The sequence below is a fragment of the Bradyrhizobium cedriense genome, from assembly GCF_054602315.1.
Map to the genome: position 1 here is coordinate 303,841 of NZ_JBTSWB010000007.1, position 21,270 is coordinate 325,110.

At 66.1% G+C, this 21,270-nt stretch carries 15 protein-coding genes; 6 read left to right on the forward strand and 9 right to left on the reverse strand.

The window, feature by feature from the left end:
* Positions 1-143: 143 nt before the first annotated feature.
* Positions 144-2,474 (forward strand): PAS domain-containing sensor histidine kinase, encoded by a 2,331-nt coding sequence (locus tag ACYCVF_RS26865; protein WP_459601401.1) that lies wholly within the window; start codon positions 144-146, stop codon positions 2,472-2,474.
* A gap of 113 nt (positions 2,475-2,587) precedes the next feature.
* Here ACYCVF_RS26865 and ACYCVF_RS26870 read toward each other — a convergent pair whose 3' ends face one another.
* Positions 2,588-3,481, reverse strand: a complete 894-nt coding sequence (locus ACYCVF_RS26870) for a LysR family transcriptional regulator (RefSeq protein ID WP_459601403.1) — start codon at positions 3,479-3,481, stop codon at positions 2,588-2,590.
* Between the two features lie 224 nt (positions 3,482-3,705).
* Here ACYCVF_RS26870 and ACYCVF_RS26875 point away from each other — a divergent pair, with 224 nt between their 5' ends.
* Genes ACYCVF_RS26875 through ACYCVF_RS26895 form a run of 5 tightly spaced genes read left to right on the forward strand, consistent with a single transcriptional unit; the run spans position 3,706 to position 9,671 of the window.
* Complete coding sequence (locus ACYCVF_RS26875; RefSeq protein WP_459601405.1) at positions 3,706-4,182, forward strand: formate dehydrogenase subunit gamma; 477 nt, start codon at positions 3,706-3,708, stop codon at positions 4,180-4,182.
* A complete protein-coding gene (locus ACYCVF_RS26880; RefSeq protein ID WP_459601407.1) occupies positions 4,179-5,735 on the forward strand; it encodes a formate dehydrogenase beta subunit in 1,557 nt (518 codons plus the stop codon). The genes ACYCVF_RS26875 and ACYCVF_RS26880 overlap by 4 nt, the downstream gene beginning before the upstream one ends.
* A 10-nt stretch (positions 5,736-5,745) precedes the next feature.
* Positions 5,746-8,619 (forward strand): formate dehydrogenase subunit alpha, encoded by a 2,874-nt coding sequence (fdhF, locus tag ACYCVF_RS26885; RefSeq protein WP_459601409.1) that lies wholly within the window; start codon positions 5,746-5,748, stop codon positions 8,617-8,619.
* 4 nt (positions 8,620-8,623) lie between these two features.
* Positions 8,624-9,451 (forward strand): formate dehydrogenase accessory sulfurtransferase FdhD, encoded by an 828-nt coding sequence (fdhD, locus tag ACYCVF_RS26890; RefSeq protein WP_459601411.1) that lies wholly within the window; start codon positions 8,624-8,626, stop codon positions 9,449-9,451.
* Entirely contained in the window at positions 9,441-9,671 is a 231-nt protein-coding gene (locus ACYCVF_RS26895) for a formate dehydrogenase subunit delta (RefSeq protein ID WP_459601413.1), read from the forward strand. Before fdhD ends, ACYCVF_RS26895 begins: the two co-directional genes overlap by 11 nt.
* On the opposite strand, the gene ACYCVF_RS26900 is transcribed toward ACYCVF_RS26895, so the two are convergent.
* From ACYCVF_RS26900 to ccmE, 8 genes are all read right to left on the reverse strand, one after another.
* Complete coding sequence (locus tag ACYCVF_RS26900; RefSeq protein ID WP_459601415.1) at positions 9,646-12,615, reverse strand: bifunctional [glutamine synthetase] adenylyltransferase/[glutamine synthetase]-adenylyl-L-tyrosine phosphorylase; 2,970 nt, start codon at positions 12,613-12,615, stop codon at positions 9,646-9,648. The two genes, ACYCVF_RS26895 and ACYCVF_RS26900, sit on opposite strands and share 26 nt — an antisense overlap.
* Complete coding sequence (locus tag ACYCVF_RS26905; RefSeq protein ID WP_459601417.1) at positions 12,612-14,072, reverse strand: sensor histidine kinase; 1,461 nt, start codon at positions 14,070-14,072, stop codon at positions 12,612-12,614. The genes ACYCVF_RS26900 and ACYCVF_RS26905 overlap by 4 nt, the downstream gene beginning before the upstream one ends.
* Positions 14,056-14,736: a response regulator transcription factor gene (locus tag ACYCVF_RS26910; protein WP_035699648.1), complete on the reverse strand. Its 681-nt coding sequence runs from the start codon at positions 14,734-14,736 to the stop codon at positions 14,056-14,058. Before ACYCVF_RS26910 ends, ACYCVF_RS26905 begins: the two co-directional genes overlap by 17 nt.
* Positions 14,737-15,008: 272 nt before the next feature.
* Entirely contained in the window at positions 15,009-16,589 is a 1,581-nt protein-coding gene (locus tag ACYCVF_RS26915) for a Do family serine endopeptidase (protein ID WP_459601420.1), read from the reverse strand.
* A 221-nt stretch (positions 16,590-16,810) separates the two neighbouring features.
* The gene (locus ACYCVF_RS26920) at positions 16,811-18,154 is read right to left on the reverse strand and encodes a methyl-accepting chemotaxis protein (RefSeq protein WP_459601422.1); all 1,344 of its coding nucleotides are present in this window, start codon (positions 18,152-18,154) and stop codon (positions 16,811-16,813) included.
* Between the two features lie 114 nt (positions 18,155-18,268).
* Positions 18,269-18,751: a cytochrome c-type biogenesis protein gene (locus ACYCVF_RS26925; protein ID WP_459601424.1), complete on the reverse strand. Its 483-nt coding sequence runs from the start codon at positions 18,749-18,751 to the stop codon at positions 18,269-18,271.
* 4 nt (positions 18,752-18,755) lie between these two features.
* The gene (locus ACYCVF_RS26930) at positions 18,756-20,738 is read right to left on the reverse strand and encodes a heme lyase CcmF/NrfE family subunit (protein WP_459601426.1); all 1,983 of its coding nucleotides are present in this window, start codon (positions 20,736-20,738) and stop codon (positions 18,756-18,758) included.
* Positions 20,735-21,244 carry a cytochrome c maturation protein CcmE gene (gene ccmE / locus ACYCVF_RS26935; protein ID WP_459601428.1) on the reverse strand — a complete coding sequence of 170 codons (510 nt, stop codon included), beginning with the start codon at positions 21,242-21,244 and terminating at the stop codon, positions 20,735-20,737. The genes ACYCVF_RS26930 and ccmE overlap by 4 nt, the downstream gene beginning before the upstream one ends.
* Positions 21,245-21,270 lie beyond the last annotated feature (26 nt).

Genomic DNA, 21,270 nt, shown 5'->3' on the forward strand with positions numbered 1-21,270 from the left:
TGTTGGATAAGAATAATTTCGCGTTAACGATTCGTTGACTCTCGACAGCCCGCGAAAACTGGATTCAAATCAGTGTGATTCGGAAGCGATGTGGGGCTGCTTCCGAGCTCAAGTTGCAAGCTGATTTTCAGGGGGCCGAAGGCATGCCGCGTGCAGACGCCGCGAACGCATGCGTCCAATCCGATTCGATCAAGGGATTGGCGCAATCGATCGCGAAACCTGCCTATCACCGGCTCCTGATCGCGGAGCCCGCGCTGCGCCGCGCCGTGCCGACGCTCATCATCGCCTTCCTGATCACGATCTGCCTCGGCGCGTTCGTGCAGGTGGTCGATCAGACACGCCAGAAGCGGCTGGTGATCCGCCATGACATTTCGGCGCTTGCCGACCTGCTCGCCGAGCGCATCGACCGCCTCACCTCGGTGCGGCAGGAGCGACTGAAGACCATCGAGAGCCTGCCCGCGCTGTTGCCGGATATCATTCCATCCTGGGGCACGGCCTCGGGCCGCCACGTCGTCGTCACCTCGGCCGGAATCGAACGCCGCGTCCTCGCCCGCATTCCGATCGACCGCGACCCCGTCGGCAACGACCGCCTGCTCGATGCGATCACGACGGCGCAATTGCTCGCGGCACCGACGCGCGACGGCAACGTCTCCGACATGACGCTGCCGAACGGCAACGCCGCGATGGCGACCTCGCGGCAGATCAAGTCGCTGCCCGGCTTCGTCACCGTGATCCAGGAGCGCAACGAGCCGATCTGGGGCTCGGACGCCGCGCTCTCGGTGACACTGTCAGCCACCACCGGCTTCGTCGTCCTGATCCTCGGCTTCGCCTTCCACTGGCAGTCGACCCGCGCCCGCGAGGGCGACCTCATCAACGACGCCGTGCGGGGCCGCATCGACACCGCGCTCAACCGCGGCCGCTGCGGGCTGTGGGACTGGGATTTGTCGCGCGGCCGGATCTTCTGGTCGCAATCGATGTTCTCGATGCTCGGCCTCGACGGTCGCAACGAGCTCCTCACCTTCGGCGAGGTCAACGCGCTGGTGAAGTCAGACGACATCGACCTGTTCGAGATCGCCGACCAGCTCATCTCCGAGAAGATCGACCATATCGACCAGACCTTCCGCATGCAGCATGTCGAGGGCCACTGGATCTGGCTCCGCGTCCGCTGCGAGAAGACGCGCGGCGCGACCGATTCCAGCGTGCACCTGATCGGTATCGCGGTCGACATCACCGAGCAGAAGAGCCTCGCCGAGAGGACGGTCGAAGCCGATCTGCGCCTGCGCGACGCGATCGAGACCATTCCGGAAGCCTTCGTGCTGTGGGACGCGAGCGACCGCCTCGTGCTCTGCAACTCGCACTTCCAGCGCCTGCACAAACTGCCCGACACGGCGGTCATTCCCGGCACCTCCTACGAGACCGTGCTCGAGGTCGGCCGCATGCCGGAGGTGCGCACCCGCCACAACGAGACCGGCACCCAAGGTCCGGGCGCGCGAACATTCGAGGCGCAGCTCGACGACGGCAGCTGGCTGCACATCAGCGAGCGCCGCACCAAGGACGGCGGCTACGTCTCGGTCGGCACCGACATCACGCGCATCAAGGAGCACGAGCAGAAGCTGGTCGACAACGACCTGCGCCTGCGCGCCACCGTGATCGACCTCAAGCGCTCGCAGGCAGCGCTGGAGCGCCAGGCGGTCGAGCTCGCCGACCTCGCAGAGAAGTATCAGCGCGAGAAGACCCGCGCCGAGGAAGCCAACCAGACAAAGTCGAAATTCCTCGCCAACATGAGCCACGAGCTGCGCACGCCGCTCAACGCCATCATCGGCTTCTCCGAGATCATGGGCTCGGGCATGTTCGGCGAGCTCGGAAGCGAGAAGTACCAGGAATACTGCCAGGACATCCTGACCAGCGGCCACTACCTCCTCGAGGTCATCAACGACATCCTCGACATGTCCAAGATCGAAGCCGGCCGCATGAAGCTCGACATGGAGGAGCTCGATCTCTCGAAGACGCTCGCGGAATCCCTGCGGATCGTGACCGGCCGTGCACAGGACAAGCAGCTGACGCTCGACGCCGACATAGCAACATCCATCTCCGTCGTCGCCGACCGCCGCGCCACCAAGCAGATCATCGTCAACCTGCTCTCCAATGCGGTGAAGTTCACGCCGGACGGCGGACGCGTCGTAGTGCGGAGCCGGCAGTTCGACGACAGGATCGTGCTGATGATCGCCGACACCGGCATCGGGATCGCACCGCATTCGCTGGCGCGGCTCGGCCGTCCTTTCGAACAGGTCGAGAGCCAGCTCACCAAGACCTATCACGGCTCGGGCCTCGGCCTGGCCATCGCCCGCTCGCTGGCGCAGCTCCACGGCGGCTCGATGCGGCTGCGCTCCAAACTCGACGTCGGCACCGTCGTACGCGTGACGCTGCCACGCGACGCGGTCAAGGCGGCGTCCGGAATATCGGCCGCGGCTTGAGGCGGCGGAATGAGCTTTGAATGAATTGAATCGATGCGAGCCCGGCGCTCGATCACCTCTCCCCGCGGGAGAGGTGGAACCCACGCTGCCGACGCACTTTATCTCACTACGCCCTACAACCGCAGAGACGGCGCGACCTCGCGCGCGACGTTGACCAGCGCCGCGATCAGCGGCGTCATTGGATCGCGCTGCGGAATGACGAGGCCGATGCTGTAATTGACCTCGGGATCGACGATCGGGATCGAACGGACCGTGTCGGAAAGACCGAGCGTCTCGGCGAGCTTGGCCGGCATCACGCTCGCCCAGCGTCCCGTCTTGACGTGCGTGAAGAGCACCAGCAGCGAGTTCGAGGTCAGCGTCGGCGTCGCCTCCGCGCCGACCGAGCGCAGCGCGCGGTCGATGATGCGGCGGTTCTGCATGTCGGGCGTCAGCAGGCACAGCGGCACCTGCCCGACCTCGGTCCAGGTCACCGTCTCGCGGTCGCCGAACATCGCGTCCGGTGCAGTGAGCAGACGATAGCTCTCGTTGTAGAGCGGAATGGTGCGCACCTTGCCGATCGGCTCGTTCTCGATGTAGGTCAGCCCCGCATCCACCTCGAGATTCTCGAGCAGCCCCAGCACCTCGGACGAGGTCGTGGACTGGATGCGGAAGCGCACCTCGGGATGCTTGGCGCGAAACGGCGTCGTCAGGGCCGCGACCATGCCGAGCACGGTCGGAATCGCCGCGATGCGGATCTCGCCTGAGAGCTGATGCTTCAGCCCGTTGATCTCCTCGCGCATGGCGCGGGCATCGCCCACGATGCGCCGCGCCCAATCAAGCGCGCGCTCTCCCTCCGGCGTGAAGCCCTGAAAGCGCGACCCGCGCTGGACCAGCATCACGCCGAGAATCTCCTCGAGTTGCTTGAGCCCGGTCGACATCGTCGGCTGCGTCACGCCGCAGGCCTCCGCCGCGCGTCCGAAATGCCGCTCCTTCGCCAGTGCCAGCAGCAATTCAAGCTTGTCGATCAAACGAGACGTCCCCTTGGGTTCTGTCGCGGCATGCAAGCTAGCACGCGCGCCCGCTGCCCTACACGCGAAAACATCGGGCGAAGCGCCCATTATCACATTTTCGGATCGACCGATCGCCTTTGCCGATCGATCCGAATTCGCAATCGCAGCACGGGACAGCTTTATTGATCTTCGAGCGATTCCAAATAGTTTGCTTCGAGGGACGCTCGGATTGAGAACGAAGAATGACAGCAGGTTTTGAGCCCTGGGACGAGGCGCGCGGCACCGAAATCATCGCCGAACATGCCGGGCAGGAAGGCGCGACGCTCGTCATCCTGCACGCGCTTCAAGAAGCGTTCGGCTATGTGCCGCAGGCGGCGATCCCCATGGTCGCGAAGGCGCTCAATCTCTCGCGGGCCGAGGTCCATGGCGTGTTCACGTTCTACCATGATTTCCGCCACAAGCCGGCCGGCCGCCATGTGCTGAAACTGTGCCGGGCGGAAGCCTGTCAGGCCGCGGGCGGCGACGCGCTGGCGGCGCGCGCTGAAGCGAAGCTCGGCGTGGCGCTCGGCAACACCACCGCCGACGACCGCGTCACGCTGGAGCCGGTCTACTGCCTCGGCCTGTGCGCGACTGCGCCGTCCGCGATGCTCGATGGCCGCCTCGTCGGACGACTCGATCAGAAACGCCTCGATGCGCTGGTTGCGGAGGCACAGCGATGAGCATCCGTCTCTACGTCTCGCGCGATGCCGGTGCGGTTTCCGTCGGCGCCGACGAGGTTGCCCTTGCGCTGCAGCAGGCCGCAACCAAGCGCGGCCTTGCAGTGGAGATCGTCAGGACCGGCTCGCGCGGCCTGTACTGGCTGGAGCCGCTGGTCGAAGTCGCCACGCCCCAGGGACGCATCGCTTTCGGTCCCGTTGCCGAGACCGACGTGCCCTCCCTGCTCGACGCGCTCGCCAGCAACACGCCGCATCTCTTGCGGCTGGGCGCCACCGACGAGATCCCCTGGCTGAAGCGCCAGACCCGCCTCACCTTCGCCCGCTGCGGCGTGATCGACCCGCGCTCGCTCGACGATTACCGCGCCCATGGCGGCTACAAGGGCCTGGAGCGCGCTCTCTCGCTAGGCTCGGATGCAATCCTGAACGAAGTCACCGCGTCCGGTCTGCGCGGCCGCGGCGGCGCCGGTTTCCCGACCGGCATCAAGTGGAAGACGGTCGCGCAAGCCAAGGCCGACCGAAAGTTCATCGTGTGCAACGCCGACGAAGGCGACAGCGGCACCTTTGCCGACCGCATGATCATGGAAGGCGATCCCTTCCTGGTGATCGAGGGCATGACGATCGCCGGCATCACCGTCGGGGCGACCAAGGGCTACATCTACATCCGCAGCGAATATCCGCACGCGGTCGAGGCGATGAATGCCGCGATCGCAGCGGCCAGGCGCGGCGGTTATCTCGGCACGAATATCGGGGGCTCGAAGCAATCCTTCGATCTCGAAGTACGCGTCGGCGCCGGCGCCTATGTTTGCGGCGAGGAGACCTCGCTGCTGGAGAGCCTGGAAGGACGCCGCGGGATCGTGCGCGCCAAGCCGCCGCTGCCGGCGCATCACGGCCTGTTCGGCAAGCCGACCGTGATCAACAACGTGCTGTCGTTCGCCGCCATCCCCTTCATCCTCGCAGAAGGCGCGAAGGCCTATGCGGATTTCGGCATGGGCCGCTCGCGCGGCACGATGCCGATCCAGCTCGCCGGCAACATCCGCTATGGCGGCCTGTTCGAGACCGCGTTCGGCGTGACGCTCGGCGAGCTCGTCGACGATATCGGCGGCGGCACGCTCACGGGTCGCCCGGTCCGGGCGGTGCAGGTCGGCGGACCCCTCGGCGCCTATTTCCCGCGTGCGCTGTTCGATACGCCGTTCGACTACGAGGCCTTTGCCGCACGCGACGGCCTGATCGGCCATGGCGGCATCGTCGTGTTCGACGACAGCGTCGACATGCGCAGGCAGGCGCGTTTCGCGATGGAGTTCTGCGCCGTCGAATCCTGCGGCAAGTGCACACCATGCCGGATCGGCTCGACCCGCGGCGTCGAGACCATCGAGAAGATCATCAACGGCGAGCGTGTGCACGAAAACCTCGCGCTGGTCGAGGACCTCTGCAACACCATGAAATTGGGTTCACTCTGCGCGCTCGGCGGCTTCACGCCCTACCCCGTGCTCAGCGCGTTGAAGCACTTCCGGGAGGATTTCGCACCCGTACCGACCACGCTTCAGGCCGCGGAATAGGAGAACGACAATGTCTCTGATCGAAGAAATCGACTTCGGCACGCCGGCTTCCAAATCGGGATCGATGGTGACGCTGACCATCGACGGCAAAGAGGTCACGGTGCCCGAGGGCACCTCGATCATGCGGGCCGCGATGGACGCCGGCCACCAGATCCCGAAGCTCTGCGCCACCGACATGGTCGATGCATTCGGCTCCTGCCGGCTCTGCCTCGTCGAGATCGAGGGCCGCGCCGGCACGCCGGCCTCCTGCACCACGCCTGTGATGCCGGGCCTCATCGTGCACACTCAGACCCAGCGGCTGAAGCAGCTGCGCAAGGGCGTGATGGAGCTCTACATCTCCGATCATCCGCTCGACTGCCTCACCTGCGGCGCCAATGGCGATTGCGAATTGCAGGACATGGCCGGCGCCGTGGGCCTGCGCGACGTGCGCTACGGCTATGAGGGCGAGAACCACGTCTTCGCCAGGACCGACGGCTGCACCAAAGATCACTGGATGCCGAAGGACGAGTCCAACCCCTACTTCACCTATGACCCCTCCAAGTGCATCGTCTGCTCGCGCTGCGTCCGCGCCTGCGAGGAGGTGCAAGGCACCTTTGCGCTGACGATCTCCGGCCGCGGCTTCGACAGCCGCGTCTCGCCCGGCATGAGCGAGAGCTTCCTCGGCTCCGAATGCGTCTCCTGCGGCGCCTGCGTGCAGGCCTGCCCGACCGCGACGCTGACGGAAAAGTCCGTGATCGAGATCGGCCAGCCCGAGCATTCGGTCGTCACCACCTGCGCCTATTGCGGCGTCGGCTGCGCCTTCAAGGCGGAGATGCGCGGCGAGGAAGTGGTGCGCATGGTGCCCTACAAGGACGGCAAGGCCAATCGTGGCCATTCCTGCGTCAAGGGCCGCTTCGCCTGGGGCTATACCAACCACAAGGAGCGGATCCTCAAGCCGATGATCCGCGATCGCATCGAGGATCCCTGGCGCGAGGTGTCCTGGGACGAGGCATTCTCGTTTGCCGCCGCCAGGATGCGCGGCATCCAGAAGAAGTACGGCCGCGACGCCATCGGCGGCATCACCTCGTCCCGCTGCACCAATGAAGAGACCTATCTGGTGCAGAAGCTGATCCGCGCCGGCTTCGGTAACAACAATGTCGATACCTGCGCCCGCGTCTGCCACTCCCCGACCGGCTATGGCCTCGCTACCACCTTCGGCACTTCCGCCGGCACGCAGGATTTCGACTCGGTGGAAGACACCGACGTCGTGGTCGTGATCGGCGCAAACCCCGCGTCCGCTCACCCGGTGTTCGCCTCGCGCCTGAAGAAACGACTGCGCCAGGGCGCCAAGCTGATCGTGATCGACCCGCGCCGCACCGAAATGGTGGAATCGCCGCATGTGAAGGCGCTGCATCTGCCGCTGATGCCCGGCACCAACGTTGCGGTCATGACCGCGCTGGCGCATGTCATCGTCACCGAGGGCCTCGTCAACGAAGCCTTCGTGCGCGAGCGCTGCGACTGGAGCGAGTTCGAGGAATGGGCGGCGTTCGTTGCCCAACCGAAGAACAGCCCGGAAGCCACTGCGATCCTCACCGGCGTCGATCCCAAGGTGCTGCGTGAAGCCGCCCGCACCTACGCCACCGGCGGCAACGGCGCGATCTATTACGGCCTCGGCGTCACCGAGCACAGCCAGGGCTCCACCACCGTGATCGCGATCGCCAATCTCGCGATGGCGACGGGCAATGTCGGACGCCCCGGCGTCGGCGTGAACCCGCTGCGCGGCCAGAACAACGTGCAGGGCTCCTGCGACATGGGTTCGTTCCCGCACGAGCTGCCCGGCTATCGCCACATCTCGGGCGATGCCGTGCGCGACCAGTTCGAGGCTCTGTGGAACGTCAAGCTCAACCCGGAGCCCGGCCTGCGCATCCCCAACATGTTCGATGCCGCGGTCGAGGGCACCTTCATGGGGATCTACGTGCAGGGCGAGGATATCCTGCAATCCGATCCGAACACCTCGCACGTGGTGGCGGCGCTGTCGGCAATGGAATGCGTTATCGTCCACGATCTCTTCCTGAACGAGACCGCCAACTACGCCCACGTCTTCCTGCCCGGCTCGAGCTTCCTCGAGAAGGACGGCACCTTCACCAACGCCGAGCGCCGCATCCAGCGCGTGCGCAAGGTGATGTCGCCGAAGAACGGAATGGCCGACTGGGAGGTCACCATCGGCCTTGCCAAGGCCATGGGCTTCGAGATGAACTACAATCGTCCTTCCGAGATCATGGACGAGATCGCGGCGCTGACGCCGACCTTCGCCGGCGTCTCCTATGCCAAGCTCGACGAGCTCGGCTCGGTGCAGTGGCCCTGCAACGACAAAGCGCCGCAAGGCACGCCGGTGATGCACATCGACGGCTTCGTGCGCGGCAAGGGCAAGTTCGTCGTCACCGAATATGTCGCGACCGACGAGCGTACCGGCCCGCGCTATCCCCTGCTGCTCACGACGGGCCGCATCCTCAGCCAGTACAATGTCGGCGCGCAGACGCGGCGGACCGAGAACGTGGTCTGGCATGCCGAGGATCGCCTCGAGATCCATCCGCACGATGCCGAGCAGCGGGGCGTGCGTGACGGCGACTGGGTGCGGCTGAAGAGCCGCGCCGGCGAGACCACGCTGCGCGCGGAGATCACCGACCGCGTCGCGCCCGGCGTCGTCTACACCACCTTCCACCACCCGGACACGCAAGCCAACGTCATCACGACCGACTATTCGGACTGGGCCACCAATTGCCCCGAATACAAGGTGACGGCGGTGCAGGTCTCGCCGTCGAACGGGCCGTCGGACTGGCAGAAGGCCTATGACGCACAGGCGCGGCAGTCCCGCCGCATCGTGCCGGCCGAAGCCGCGGAGTAGCGGCATGCACGTGCCGGTCCAGGCCATCGATCGCGGAATCTGGCGCAACGGCGTGGCGTCCGAAGGAACGCGATTCATTGCAGAGGAGACGCCCCTGGCGCTGACCTACAATGGCGGCACCTATGCCGTCATGATGGGAACGCCGCAGAATCTGGAAGATTTCGCGGTCGGATTCAGCGTGAGCGAAGGCATCGTCAGGTCAGTCGACGACATCCGCTCGCTGGAAGTGGTCCGCATCGACGACGGCATCGAGCTCCGCATGTGGCTTGCAGCGGAAGATGCCGCGCGGATCAGCGAGCGTCGTCGCCACGTCGCGGGACCCACTGGCTGCGGCATCTGCGGCATCGAGTCCATTGCCGAGGCGGTGCGACCGGCTTCCGTCGTGACGCAGGGGCAATTCTTCACGCCGGAACAGATCATGACGGCGATGCAGGCCATCGCGCCGCTGCAATCGATCAATCTGCAGACCCGCGCCGTTCACGCCGCCGCGTTCTGGTCCCCTCCAGGCGGCATCGTCGCGCTGCGCGAGGATGTCGGCCGTCACAACGCCCTCGACAAGCTCGCCGGCGCGCTGGCGCGCAGCCGCGCGGATGCGGGCTGCGGCATGGTGCTGCTGACGAGCCGCGTCTCGGTGGAGATGGTGCAGAAGACGGCCGCAATCGGCGTCCCCGTGCTGGTCGCCATGTCCGCGCCGACCGCGCTCGCGGTACGCACGGCGGAAGCCGCCGGCATCACCCTGATCGCGGTCGCGCGGCAGGACGGGTTCGAAATATTTTCGCATCGCAGCCGGATCGTCGCGCGCCATGCCACGGAGATTGCCGATGTCGCCTGACCGCCTGATCTACATGGCCAACCAGATCGGCAGGTTCTTCCAGAGCCAGGGCCATGACAAGGCCGTGCCGGGGATCGCCGAACACATCAAGAAATTCTGGGATCCCCGAATGAAGCGCGCGATCTTCGCCCATCTCGATGCCGGCGGCGCGGGCCTCGAACCTGATGTGCGCGAGGCTCTCACCTCGTTGAAGGCTACGTCCCTTCCAGCAGCGCCCTGAACACGCGCCGCACCTCGCTCTGCGTCTCCTTCACACGCGCCTCGAGGGATGAGAAATCCGGCGCGTCGCCGGCGCGCGCCATCACGCGCAGAAGGTCGGTGCCGGCGGTCTCCGGCTTGAAGCGCTCGCTGACGCACAGCCGCAGGATCTGCGTCAGGTCGTGATAGAGCCGCGCCGCGGCACGCAATATCGCGGTCTCCGACTGAGGGAGAAAGCCGAGCCTGCATGCATTTTCCAGCACCTGCATGGTGCCGACATCGAGAATCTCGGGCTTGTCCTGCGCGTGCACGAGCTGGAGGTATTGCGCGATGAAGTCGATGTCGACCATGCCGCCGGCGGCATGTTTGAGATCCCAGCAATCGGCCTCGCCCTTCTCCTGCGCGATCGCGCGCCGCATGTCCGCGACGTCGTTGGCGGTGATTGCGGGGTCGCGGCGGCGGGTCAGGACATCACGGATGACGCACTCGATCCGTTCCCGGAATTCGGGCGATGCCGAGACCACGCGGGCGCGCGTCAGCGCCATGTGCTCCCAGGTCCAGGCCTCGTTGGCCTGGTAGTCCGCGAACGAGACGAGGCTCGACGCCACCGGACCGGCACGTCCCGAAGGCCGCAGCCGCATGTCGATCTCGTAGAGCACGCCGTAATTGGTGCGCGTGGTGAAGGCACTGATCAGGCGCTGGGTGAAGCGGGCGAAATAGTGGGCACCGTGCAGGGATTTCGCACCATCGGAGTCCGGATTCTCGCCGTCGAAATCGTAGAGCAGGATCAGGTCGAGATCTGACGAGGCGGTCATCTCGCGGCTGCCGAGGCGGCCCATGGCGACGATAGCGGTCTGCTGATCCTTGATGCGGCCGTGCTGGGCGGCAAAGCGATCGGCGACGAGGCCATGAACGGTGTGGACGATGCCTTCGGCGACGTCGGCAAAGGCCGTGCTCGCCTGTTGCGCCGAGACCGTGCCGGACAAGATGCGCGTGCCGATCAGGAACAGGCTCTCCTGACCGAACTGACGCAGGCGGTCGAGGAACTCTTCGTATGAGCCGGCGTCCTGCACGGTCGCAGCTAACCGTCCCGACAATTCCTGCCGGTCCGGCATGGCGCCGAAGAAGCGGGGATCGATCAGGCCGTCCATGAGCTGCGGCTGCCGCGCCAGCATCTCGCCGAGCCGGGGCGCTGCGCCCAGCACCAGGGCAACCAGCGCCACGAGATCGCGGTTCTGGCCGAGCAGCGTGATCAGCCGGCCGCCGCGCTGGAGCGCGCCGAGGAAATGATCGAACGCCACGACGGCGCGGTCGGGCTCCTCGGCATGGGCAAGCCCGTCGATAAGTGTCGGCACGAATTCGACGAAGGCGCTTCGCGTCGCCTCAACGCGAAACACACGATAATCGCCGGTGATCCAGTCGCGAACGGTCTGCGCGACGGCGGCCGGCTTCTTGAAGCCGAGCGCCATCAGGTGCTGGAGCAGGCGCGGATCGTCCGGACCCGCACTATAGTCCAGCGTCGGCAGCTTGGCCGTCCCGGTCGGATCGTCGCCCTCGAACAGTTTTTCGTAGTGACCCTGGACGATCTGGAGCTGGTGCAAGAGGTCGCGCGCAAAGGCCTCGCGGTCCGGATAGCCGAAGAACCAGGCGAAGCGCTCGACCGCCTGCTTGTCCTCGGGCAGCGTGTGGGTCTGCTCGTCGGCGATCATCTGGAGGCGATGCTCGACCCGGCGCAGGAATTCGTAGGCCGCGGCCAGTTCCTCGCACGCCGCAGGGGTGATCCACTTGCTGGAGGCGAGCACATCGAGCGCTCTGAGCGTCGGCCGCACCCGCAACTCCGGATGGCGGCCGCCCGCGATCAACTGCTGCGTCTGCGCGAAGAACTCGATCTCGCGGATGCCGCCGCGCCCGACCTTCACGTTGTGCCCCTCGACCGCGATCTCGCTCTGGCCGCGGTAGGTTTGCATCTGCCGCTTCATGTCGTGCACGTCGGCGAGTGCGGCGAAGTCGAGATGCTTGCGCCAGACGAAGGGCGCGATTTCCGCGAGCAGGGCCTCGCCTGCTTTTGCATCGCCGGCACAGGCAAGCGCCTTGATCATCGCAGCGCGTTCCCAGGTGCGCCCTTCCCGCTCGTAGTAGCTCAGCGCGGCGTCGCGGGAGATCGCCACCTGCGTCGAAGACGGATCGGGCCGCAGGCGCAGATCGACGCGGAAGACGTAACCGTCATAAGTGCGCTGCTGGAGGATTCGCGCCATCCCCTGCGTTACACGGACGAAGAACGGCTGCGGCTCGATGTCCGCCGCCAGTGTCGTCGCATCGGGATCGAAGAACACGATGAGATCGATATCGCTGGAATAGTTCAGCTCGCCCGCGCCCATCTTGCCCATCGCGAGCACGATCAGCCCGCAGCCTTCTTCGGGCGCCTCGGGATTGGGCGGCGAGAGCTTGCCGCGTGCGGCTTCCTGCCGCAGCAGGTATTGAAGCACGGCCTGCACGGAAGACACCGCGACGTCGGTCAGCGCCGCCGTCACCCGCATCACCGGCCAGACGCCGCCGATATCGCACAGCGCGATCAGCAGCGCGGCCTCCGCCTTCATCCGGCGAAGCAGCCGCATCACCTCGGCTTCGTCGGAGGCCGCCAACACCGCGCTCCGCGCCTCCACAATCAACGCCGCCAGATGCGCATCCGGGTCGCATTCGAGCAGCCGGATCAGGCGCAGCGCATCGGCGCGCACCAGATCGAACAGATAGGGTGAGAATTCCGCGATGCCGGCCAGGATGTTGCGGGCGAAAGGATGGCCCAGCAGCCCATCGAGACGGGCCGATTGCGCCGGCTCGAGCTCGGCCAGCCAATTCTCGAGACGTCGTTCGTCGGTTGTGGAAGCGGCAATATGGGGAGCCGCCGCGAAGCGTGCGGCCAGCCTCTCACCATGCTTGTCCGCGTTTCCCGGCGCGGAGTGGTTCATGCCACCTTCTGTGGCACATCCGGCATTGGCGGAGCAACCCTGTCGCCGGCACCGGCGCGCGCCGGCAGCACGAGCGTGGCGACGAGACCGGGATGGGCATCGCCCAGGCGCAGTTCGCCGCCATGCAATGTCGCAACCGCCGAGGCGAGGCTGAGACCGAGGCCGGAGCCCGGCAGCGTGCGGCTGGCCTCCAGCCGCACGAATCGCTCGACGACGTGCTTGCGATCCGCTTCGGGGATCCCCGGGCCACGATCGGTGACGCTGAGCAGCACCTGATCGCCATCGCGCCTGGCCTCGATCGTGATCTGCCTCGCGTCCATGCTGACCACGGTTCCCGCGGCCTGCGCCGCCGGCTTGCCGTATTTGATCGCATTCTCGACGAGATTGGCGAGCGCCTGGCTGATCAGTTCGCGATTGGCATGAACCGGCGCCGGCTCGCATTTGACCTTCAGGGTCATGCCGTCGTCCTCGGCGAGCGGCTCGTAGAGCTCGTGGATACCGCCCGCGACCTCGGCGGCATCGAAGTCGTCCATGTTGCCGCGCGCCTGCCCGGATTCTGCGCGCGCGATCATCAGAAGCGCGTTGAAGGTGCGGATCAGTCCGTCGGATTCCTCGATGGTTCGCTCCAGCGCGGCGCGGTAATCGGCCTCGCAGCCCGATTTCGCCAGGGCCTCCTCGGCGCGGTTGCGCAGGCGCGTTAGCGGCGTTTTGAGGTCGTGGGCGATGTTGTCGGAGACTTCCTTCAGCCCCGCCATCAGCGCCTCGATCCGCTCCAGCATCGCGTTGAGGTTCTCGGCGAGACGGTCGAGTTCGTCGCCGCTGCGTCCCACGGGAAGGCGCTCGCTGAGATCACCGGTCATGATCCGCTGGGTGGTGCCGGTCATCGCGTCGATGCGCCTCAGCACCCTACGCGCGACGAAGATGCCGCCGCCGAGGCCAAGCACGACGACGATCAGGACCGACCATTGCGCCGCCTTCGCCACGATGCCGAACAGGCGACGCCGCTCGTCGAGATCGCGGCCGATCAGAAGACGGAAGCCGTTCTCGAGCTCGGTGACGCGCACCAGCGCGCGATGATCGCGCTCGTCGGTGTCCTCGATCCGCCGGTAGGCCGTCTCCGACCAGCCGCGCGTCGCCATCACGCCGGGCGCGAGCGAGCCGACATTGCCGGCGATCGCCTGCCCGGTCGGCGTGGTCACCAGATAGAGGTTGGCGCCCGGCCGCAGCGCCCGGTACTCGATCGCGAGCACGAGGCCACGCAGGCCGCGGCGGCCGTAGATCTCGTTGATCTCCGAGGTCTCGGAGTTCACCGTCTGCGTGATTTCCTCGGTGATCAGCCGCCGCGTATTCCAGGCGAAATAGGCCAGCAGCGAGGCCGCGAACATCGCGAACAGCAGCAGATAGACCAGCGTGAGCCGGAATGCCGTGGTGCGGACGAGTTTACCGAATGCCGTCACGGATCATGTACCCGGCGCCGCGGATCGTGTGCAGTAGCGGCCGCTCGAAACCCTTGTCGATCTTGGAGCGCAGCCGCGAAATGTGCACGTCGATCACGTTGGTCTGCGGATCGAAATGATAGTCCCAGACGTTCTCGAGCAGCATGGTGCGCGTCACCACCTGGCCGGCGTGCTTCATCAGGTATTCGAGCAGGCGGAATTCGCGCGGCTGGAGCGTCAGCTCGTCCTTGCCGCGGGCGACGCGATGTGACAGCCGGTCGAGCTCGAGATCGCCGACGCGATAAAGCGTGTCCTCGGCGGGGCCGCCACGACGGCGCGACAGCACCTCGACGCGGGCCAGGAGCTCGGCGAAAGAATAGGGCTTCGGCAGATAGTCGTCGCCGCCGGCACGCAGGCCCTTGATGCGGTCGTCGACCTGACCGAGCGCGGAGAGAATCAGCACCGGCGCCGTGTTGCCCTTGTCGCGCAGCGCGCCGATCAGCGACAGGCCGTCGCGCTTGGGCAGCATGCGGTCGACCACCAGCACGTCGTAATCGCCGTTTTCGGCCATGGCGAGGCCCTCCTCGCCGTCAGCGGCGTGGTCGGCAATGTGTCCGACTTCGCGAAACGCCTTGGCGAGATAGTCGGCGGATTCGCGGTCGTCTTCGATGATGAGGAGGCGCATCGTGCGTTCAGCGGCGGTCAAGGGAGGGAACCTTCTCTAAACATGGCGCGAGCGGCAATCGCATGCAAGCCGAGCGGGAGAGTCTCGGGGCGGGAAAAGGCGGGCGGTGAGGCTGGGGGGACCTCACCGCCCTAGGCCTTCCGACGGAGGGGGGCGTAATTCCACCGGAAGGTAGTAAGGGGAAGCGAACGTTGCGCTGCTTCCCCGAAGGGGCCGTCGGCGGGGGCGACTAATGCCGGCGACACCCTTCATCTCGTAAGCCTCCTGAAGGCCTAGCCCTTGGCGATGGGCACGGCGACGAAGCGCGACTGGCCGCCGCTCTTCACGCGCATCAGGACGCTGTTCTTGCTGTCGGTCCGTGCCGCGTTGATGGCGTCGCGGACTTCGCCGGCGGTGGCCACGCTCTTGCCGCCGACTTCGAGGATCACGTCGCCTTCCTTGAAGCCGCGTTCGGCCGCGGCGCTCTTCGGATCGACTTCGGTGACGACGACGCCTTCCTTGCCGGCGCCGGCCACGGAGTTGGCGGGGGCAACGGTCATGCCGAGCTTGGGCACGTCAGTGCCACGGCTGGCACCCTTACCGCTGTCCTTGTCGGTGTCGGCCTTGGCCTCGACCGTGTTCGGCAGCTGGCCGAGGGTGAGGTTCACGACCTTGTCCTGGCCCTTGTGCAGCACGTTGAGCTTCACGGTGGCCCCTGGCGCCATGCCGCCGATGGTGCGGGCGAGCTCACGGGCGTCCTTGACGGATTCACCGTTGACCGCCGTGATCACGTCGCCGGACTCGATGCCCGCCTTGGCGGCCGGACCGTTGGCCTGCGGCTCCGCCACCAGCGCGCCTTCGGCCTTCTTCATGCCGAGGCTGTCGGCGATGTCGGAAGTCACGGGCTGGATCTGAACGCCGATCCAGCCGCGGCTGACCGAGCCCTTGTCCTTGAGCTGCGCGACCACGCTCTTCACGGTGTTGGCCGGAATCGAGAACGCGATGCCGACGCTGCCGCCCGAGGGCGAGTAGATCGCGGTGTTGACACCCATCACCTCGCCATTGGTATCGAAGGCGGGTCCGCCGGAATTGCCCTTGTTCACGGGTGCGTCGATCTGGATGAAATCGTCATAGGGACCGTTGCCGATGTCGCGGCCGCTCGCCGAGACGATGCCCGCGGTCACCGTGCCGCCGAGACCAAAGGGATTGCCGACGGCGAGCACCCAGTCGCCGATCCGCGGCTTGCTGTCGGCGAGCTTGGCGAACGGGAAGTTCGAGCTGCCCTCGACCTTGATCAAGGCGAGATCGGTGCGCTGGTCGGTGCCGATCACCTTGGCGGTGTAGGTCTTGCCGTCATCGGTGGTGACCTCGACCTTGTCGGCGCCGTCGACCACGTGGTTGTTGGTCACGGCATAGCCGTCGGCCGAGATGAAGAAGCCGGAGCCCTGGCCCTGCACGACGCGGCCACGACCACCACCCTTCAGGCCCGGCATGCCATCCGGCCCCCCGAAGCGGCGGAAGAAGCGCTCCATCGGCGAGCCCGGCTGGAACGGTGAGGACGAGTCATCGCCGTCATCGTTGCTCGCGGTCTTCTCCTTCATGTTGACCTTCACCGAGATCACCGACGGCTTCACGCGTTCGACGACGTCGGCGAAACCGACGGGACGCTCGACCTTGCGAACCTCGTTGTTCACCTGCGCATGCGCCGGACTGGAGAACAGGTCGGCCGGCGAGGTCGACGAGCCATAGCCATAGACGGCGGCGCCGAGACCGGCGACGACCGAAGCCATCAGCGCGAGCTTGCGCGCCGAGAACACCGAGCGGCGCGGCTGCCGGTACGACGGAAGGTTCGAAAGATCGATACGGTCGGTCATGCAGAAATCTCCAGGGGCCTTGAATTCCTTTTGGCGCCGATCCCGGCACCTTGCGGACCTGAAGATGGGGACTCCCGCCTTACCGCGCGCTGGCGGCGGGGTTAAACTTTCGTAATGAAGGGAGAAGATGGATGCGGCAGTTTAGCACAGACCGAAAATAGAGGTCCTACAGGAACTTAATCGAGTTCCCACACCGAGACGCAAGGCGCGATTTTCGCCGCTCAGCTTGCCCTGACGCTGACGATGAACTCGTCGACTTCGCGCTTCAAAGTCTCGGCCTGCTGCGACAGGTCGACAGCCGAATCCCGCGCCTCGGCGGCCATGCGGCCGGTCTCCGCGGACGTCGAGGTGATCTGGACGATATGGTTGGAGACGTCGAGCGTGCCGCGCGCGGCGTCCTGGACGCTGCGCGTGATCTCCTGCGTGGCATTCCGCTGCTGGGCGGTATCGATCTCGATGCCGGACATGATGGACGAAATCTCCGACAGCGTCTTGGAGATGGCGTCGATCGCGCCGCGGGTTTCTGCAGTGATGCCCTGAATGCTGGCGACATGGGAGGTGATCTCCTCCGTCGCCTTGCTGGTCTGATGGGCGAGAGTCTTCACCTCGGAGGCAACCACCGCAAATCCCTTGCCGGCCTCCCCTGCCCGCGCCGCCTCGATGGTGGCGTTGAGCGCCAGGAGATTGGTCTGCGATGCGATCGCCTGCACGAGCTGGACGACCTCGCCGATCTTCTCGGCGGCATCCGACAGCGTGTGGATCGTATCGCGGCTTTTCACCGCCTGTGACGCCGCGCCCTCGGCGCGCTGGGTCGCGTCCGTGACGCGGCGGCTGATGGTGCCGATCGAATTCGTCATCTCCTCGGCAGACCCCGCCACCGTCTGCACGCTGGTGCTGGCCTGGCTCGCGGCGCTCGCGACCGCATTGGCCTTGGTGCTGGTGTCGTTGGCCGTCCGCGACAGCGTCTCGGCATTGGTCTTCAGATGCACGGCCGATGACGCCACGCTGGCGACGACGCTGGCGACCAGATCGTTGAAGCGCTTGATCCGGTCGTCCAGGAATTTCGACCGCTCGGCCTGATGCTGCGCTTCATGCAGCTGCTGCTCGGAGAGGCGGCGCCGCTCGAGGCCGTTGGTCTTGAAGACCTCGAGCGCGCCGGCAAGCAGGCCGATCTCGTTGGTGCGGCCGAGCCCCGGAACGGCTGTCTCGAACTTCTGGTCAGCGACCTCGCGCATGGCATGCACGATCGCCGCCAAGGGGGTGAGGATGCCGTTGCGCACCGCAAACCAGGTGACGAGGCAGATCCCGGCGGCGAGGACCGCAATCACGCCGCAGGCGATCAGGAACCAGGAGAACGCGGTCTGCGCTTGCTGGTAGATCTGCATCGCATGGTCGCGCGCCGGACCGCTCAGCGCGGCAAATTGCGACGACAGGCTGGTGATCTCGTTGTTGAGATAGAGCACCGCGACGAAGCCGGTACCACCGCCGATGCCCAGCAGGAACAATAACGCAGCAACGACGGCGCCGACCAGGAAGCGGATCGTCAGATTGCTGTTCGCGAACATCGGGAGGGCTCAGAGGCTGGAATTGATCTCGCAACAAGTTTCCAGACAAAGGTCAAAATAGCATGAAGCGCGCGGCCGCGGCTGGCGGTCTACGTTCCACTAAGCGGTTGCACGTCAGGAAGATTTGGCGTCGTCCGACATCAACGCGGCGACGCGCGCCTCCTCCTCCGGCGAGAGCGGCGGTGCTGGTACGTCTGCACCGCTTCGCGCGCGGCGCCGGATCTGCAGCCACAGCGCCAAGGCTCCGCCGAGCAACAGCACCGGCCCGAGCAGCCACAGCAGAAGATTCTGCCGTTCGAAGCGCGGTTTCAGCAGCACGAACTCGCCATAGCGCGCCACCAGGAAGTCGAGCACCTGAGAATTGCTGTCGCCGGCGGCAATGCGCTCGCGCACAAGCAGCCGCAGGTCGCGCGCGAGCGGCGCGTCGGAATCGTCGATCGACTGGTTCTGGCAGACCATGCAGCGCAGCTCGCGCGACAGCTCCCGCGCGCGCGATTCCTTGGCGGGATCCGACATGATCTCGTCGGGCTGGACGGCGTGGGCCGCGGGCAAGGCCAGCAGCATCAACGCGATGAACGTGGCCATCATCCGGCGCATCGGATCACTCCGCGGGCTGGAGGCGCTGCTTGGCCCGCGCCGGTTTCGGCGCACCGACCCGCAGGCGGCGGTCGGAGAGCGAGAGCACGCCGCCGAACGCCATCAGCACCGGCCCCCACCAGATCATGAGCACCATCGGCTTGTAGTAGATGCGCACGGCGATGGCGCCTTCGGCGGTGGCGTCGCCGAGCGAGACATAGAGCTGGCTCGCGCCGCTGGTCATCAGCGCGGCCTCGGTCGTCGACGAGCCGCGCGTCGTGAAGCTGCGCTTCGACGGCGTCATGACCGTGAGCGCCTCGCCATCGCGGCTGATCTTGAACTCGGCGATCATCTCGCGGAAATTCGGACCCTGGCGCTGAAACAGCCCGTCGAGCTTCACGTCGTAGCCGGCGATATGGGCGACGTCGTTCTGCTTCATCGTCGCAATGTATTCGCTGTTCCAGGTGGTTTCGCAGACGATCCCGATCAGCGCGACGCCGAGGCCGGCATGCGCAAATGCCGTGCCCCAGGACGACCGTGGCAGGCCGCGGGCCCGGTTCAGCACCGTTGCGAACGGCTGGCGAACCAGGCCCGTCCGCTCGACGATGTCGGTCACGGCGCCCGCAATGACGAAGACGCCGAGCCCGATCGCGAGCGGCGCCAGCGTGCTGCCGCCAGTCGCCCAGCCCCAGGCGATGGCGACGGCGACGAGCCCGGTAACGCCCGCCGCGAGCAGGCGCTGCGTCACGCCGAGCAGATCGCCGCGCTTCCACGCCAGCATCGGCCCGAACGGCACCGCGAGCAGCAGCAGGGTAAACAGCGGGGCGAAGGTGAGATTGTAGAAGGGAGCGCCGACCGACATCTTGAAGTCGGCGAGCATCTCCATCGCCAGCGGATAGAGCGTGCCGAACAGCACGACCGCGCAGGCCACCGTGAGCAGCAGGTTGTTCAGCACCAGCGCGCCCTCGCGCGAGACCGGCGCGAACAGGCCGCCCTGTTTCAACGACGTCGCGCGGCCCGCGAACAGCGACAGGCTGCCGCCGATGAACAGGCAGAGGATCAGCAGGATGAACACGCCTCGGGTCGGATCAGTGGCGAAGGCGTGCACGGAGGTGATGACTCCCGAGCGAACCAGGAAGGTGCCGAGCAGCGACAGCGAGAAGGTCAGGATCGACAACAGGATGGTCCAGACCTTCAGCGCGTTGCGCTTCTCCATCACCACCGCCGAATGCAGCAGTGCGGTGCCGGCGAGCCAGGGCATCAGCGAGGCGTTCTCGACCGGATCCCAGAACCACCAGCCGCCCCAGCCGAGCTCGTAATAGGCCCAGTACGAGCCCATGGCGATGCCGAGCGTCAGGAAGATCCAGGCCACCAGCGTCCAAGGCCGCACCCAGCGCGCCCAGGCCGCATCGATCCGGCCCTCCATCAGCGCGGCAATTGCGAAGGAGAATGAGATCGAGAAACCGACATAGCCGAGATAGAGCATCGGCGGGTGCACGGCGAGCCCGATGTCCTGGAGCACCGGATTGAGATCGCGTCCCTCGATCGGCGGATTGGCGATGCGCAGGAACGGGTTCGACGTCATGAGGATGAACAGGTAGAAGGCGCTGGCGACCCACGCCTGGACGGCGAGCACGTGCGCGCGGAGCGACAGCGGCAGATTGTTGCCGAAGGCCGCGACCAGCCCCCCGAACAGCGCCAGGATCAACACCCACAGCAGCATCGAGCCTTCATGGTTTCCCCACACGCCGGTGATCTTGTAGAGCAGCGGCTTCATCGAGTGGGAATTCTCATACACGTTGGCGACGGAGAAATCCGAATTCACGTGGAGCATCACGAGCGCCGTGAACGAGGCGCCGACGAACAGCAGCTGGGCCAGCGCCGTGGAGCGCGCCACGTTCATCAGGGCGGCGTCGCGCAGCCGCGTGCCGATCAGCGGCACGATCGACTGGATCAGTGCGAGAGCGAGCGCCAGCACCAGCGCATAATGTCCGGACTCCGCGATCACCGCACCGCTCCCTGCGGATTGCCCTGCGCCGTCGTGGCCGCAGGTTTGCTTCCGGCTGGTCCCTTGGCATCGTAATCGTCCTTCCAGTGCCCCTGCTTCTTCAGGGCATCGGCGACGTCCTTGGGCATGTAGGTTTCGTCGTGCTTGGCAAGGACGGTATCGGCCTTGAACACGCCGTTGGCGTCGAGTGCCCCTTCGGCAACGACGCCCTGCCCCTCGCGGAACAGATCAGGCAGGATGCCCTTGAAGGCGACCGGCAGCTTGGCATTGCCGTCGGCGACCTCAAAGGTCACCGCAAGATTGTCGCCACGCTGCAGTGAGCCGGGCTGCACCAGCCCGCCGAGGCGAAACCGCTTGCCTGGCTCGACATGCTTCTCGGCGACCATGGTCGGCGTCGAGAAGAACACGATGGAGTCGCGAAGTGCGTTGAGCACCAGCGCGGCCGCGAGCGCGAGCACCGCGAGCGAGCCGCCGATGATGGTCATACGTCGCTGCTTGCGCGTCATGGCGTATCCGTTCTCCGCTCGTCTCG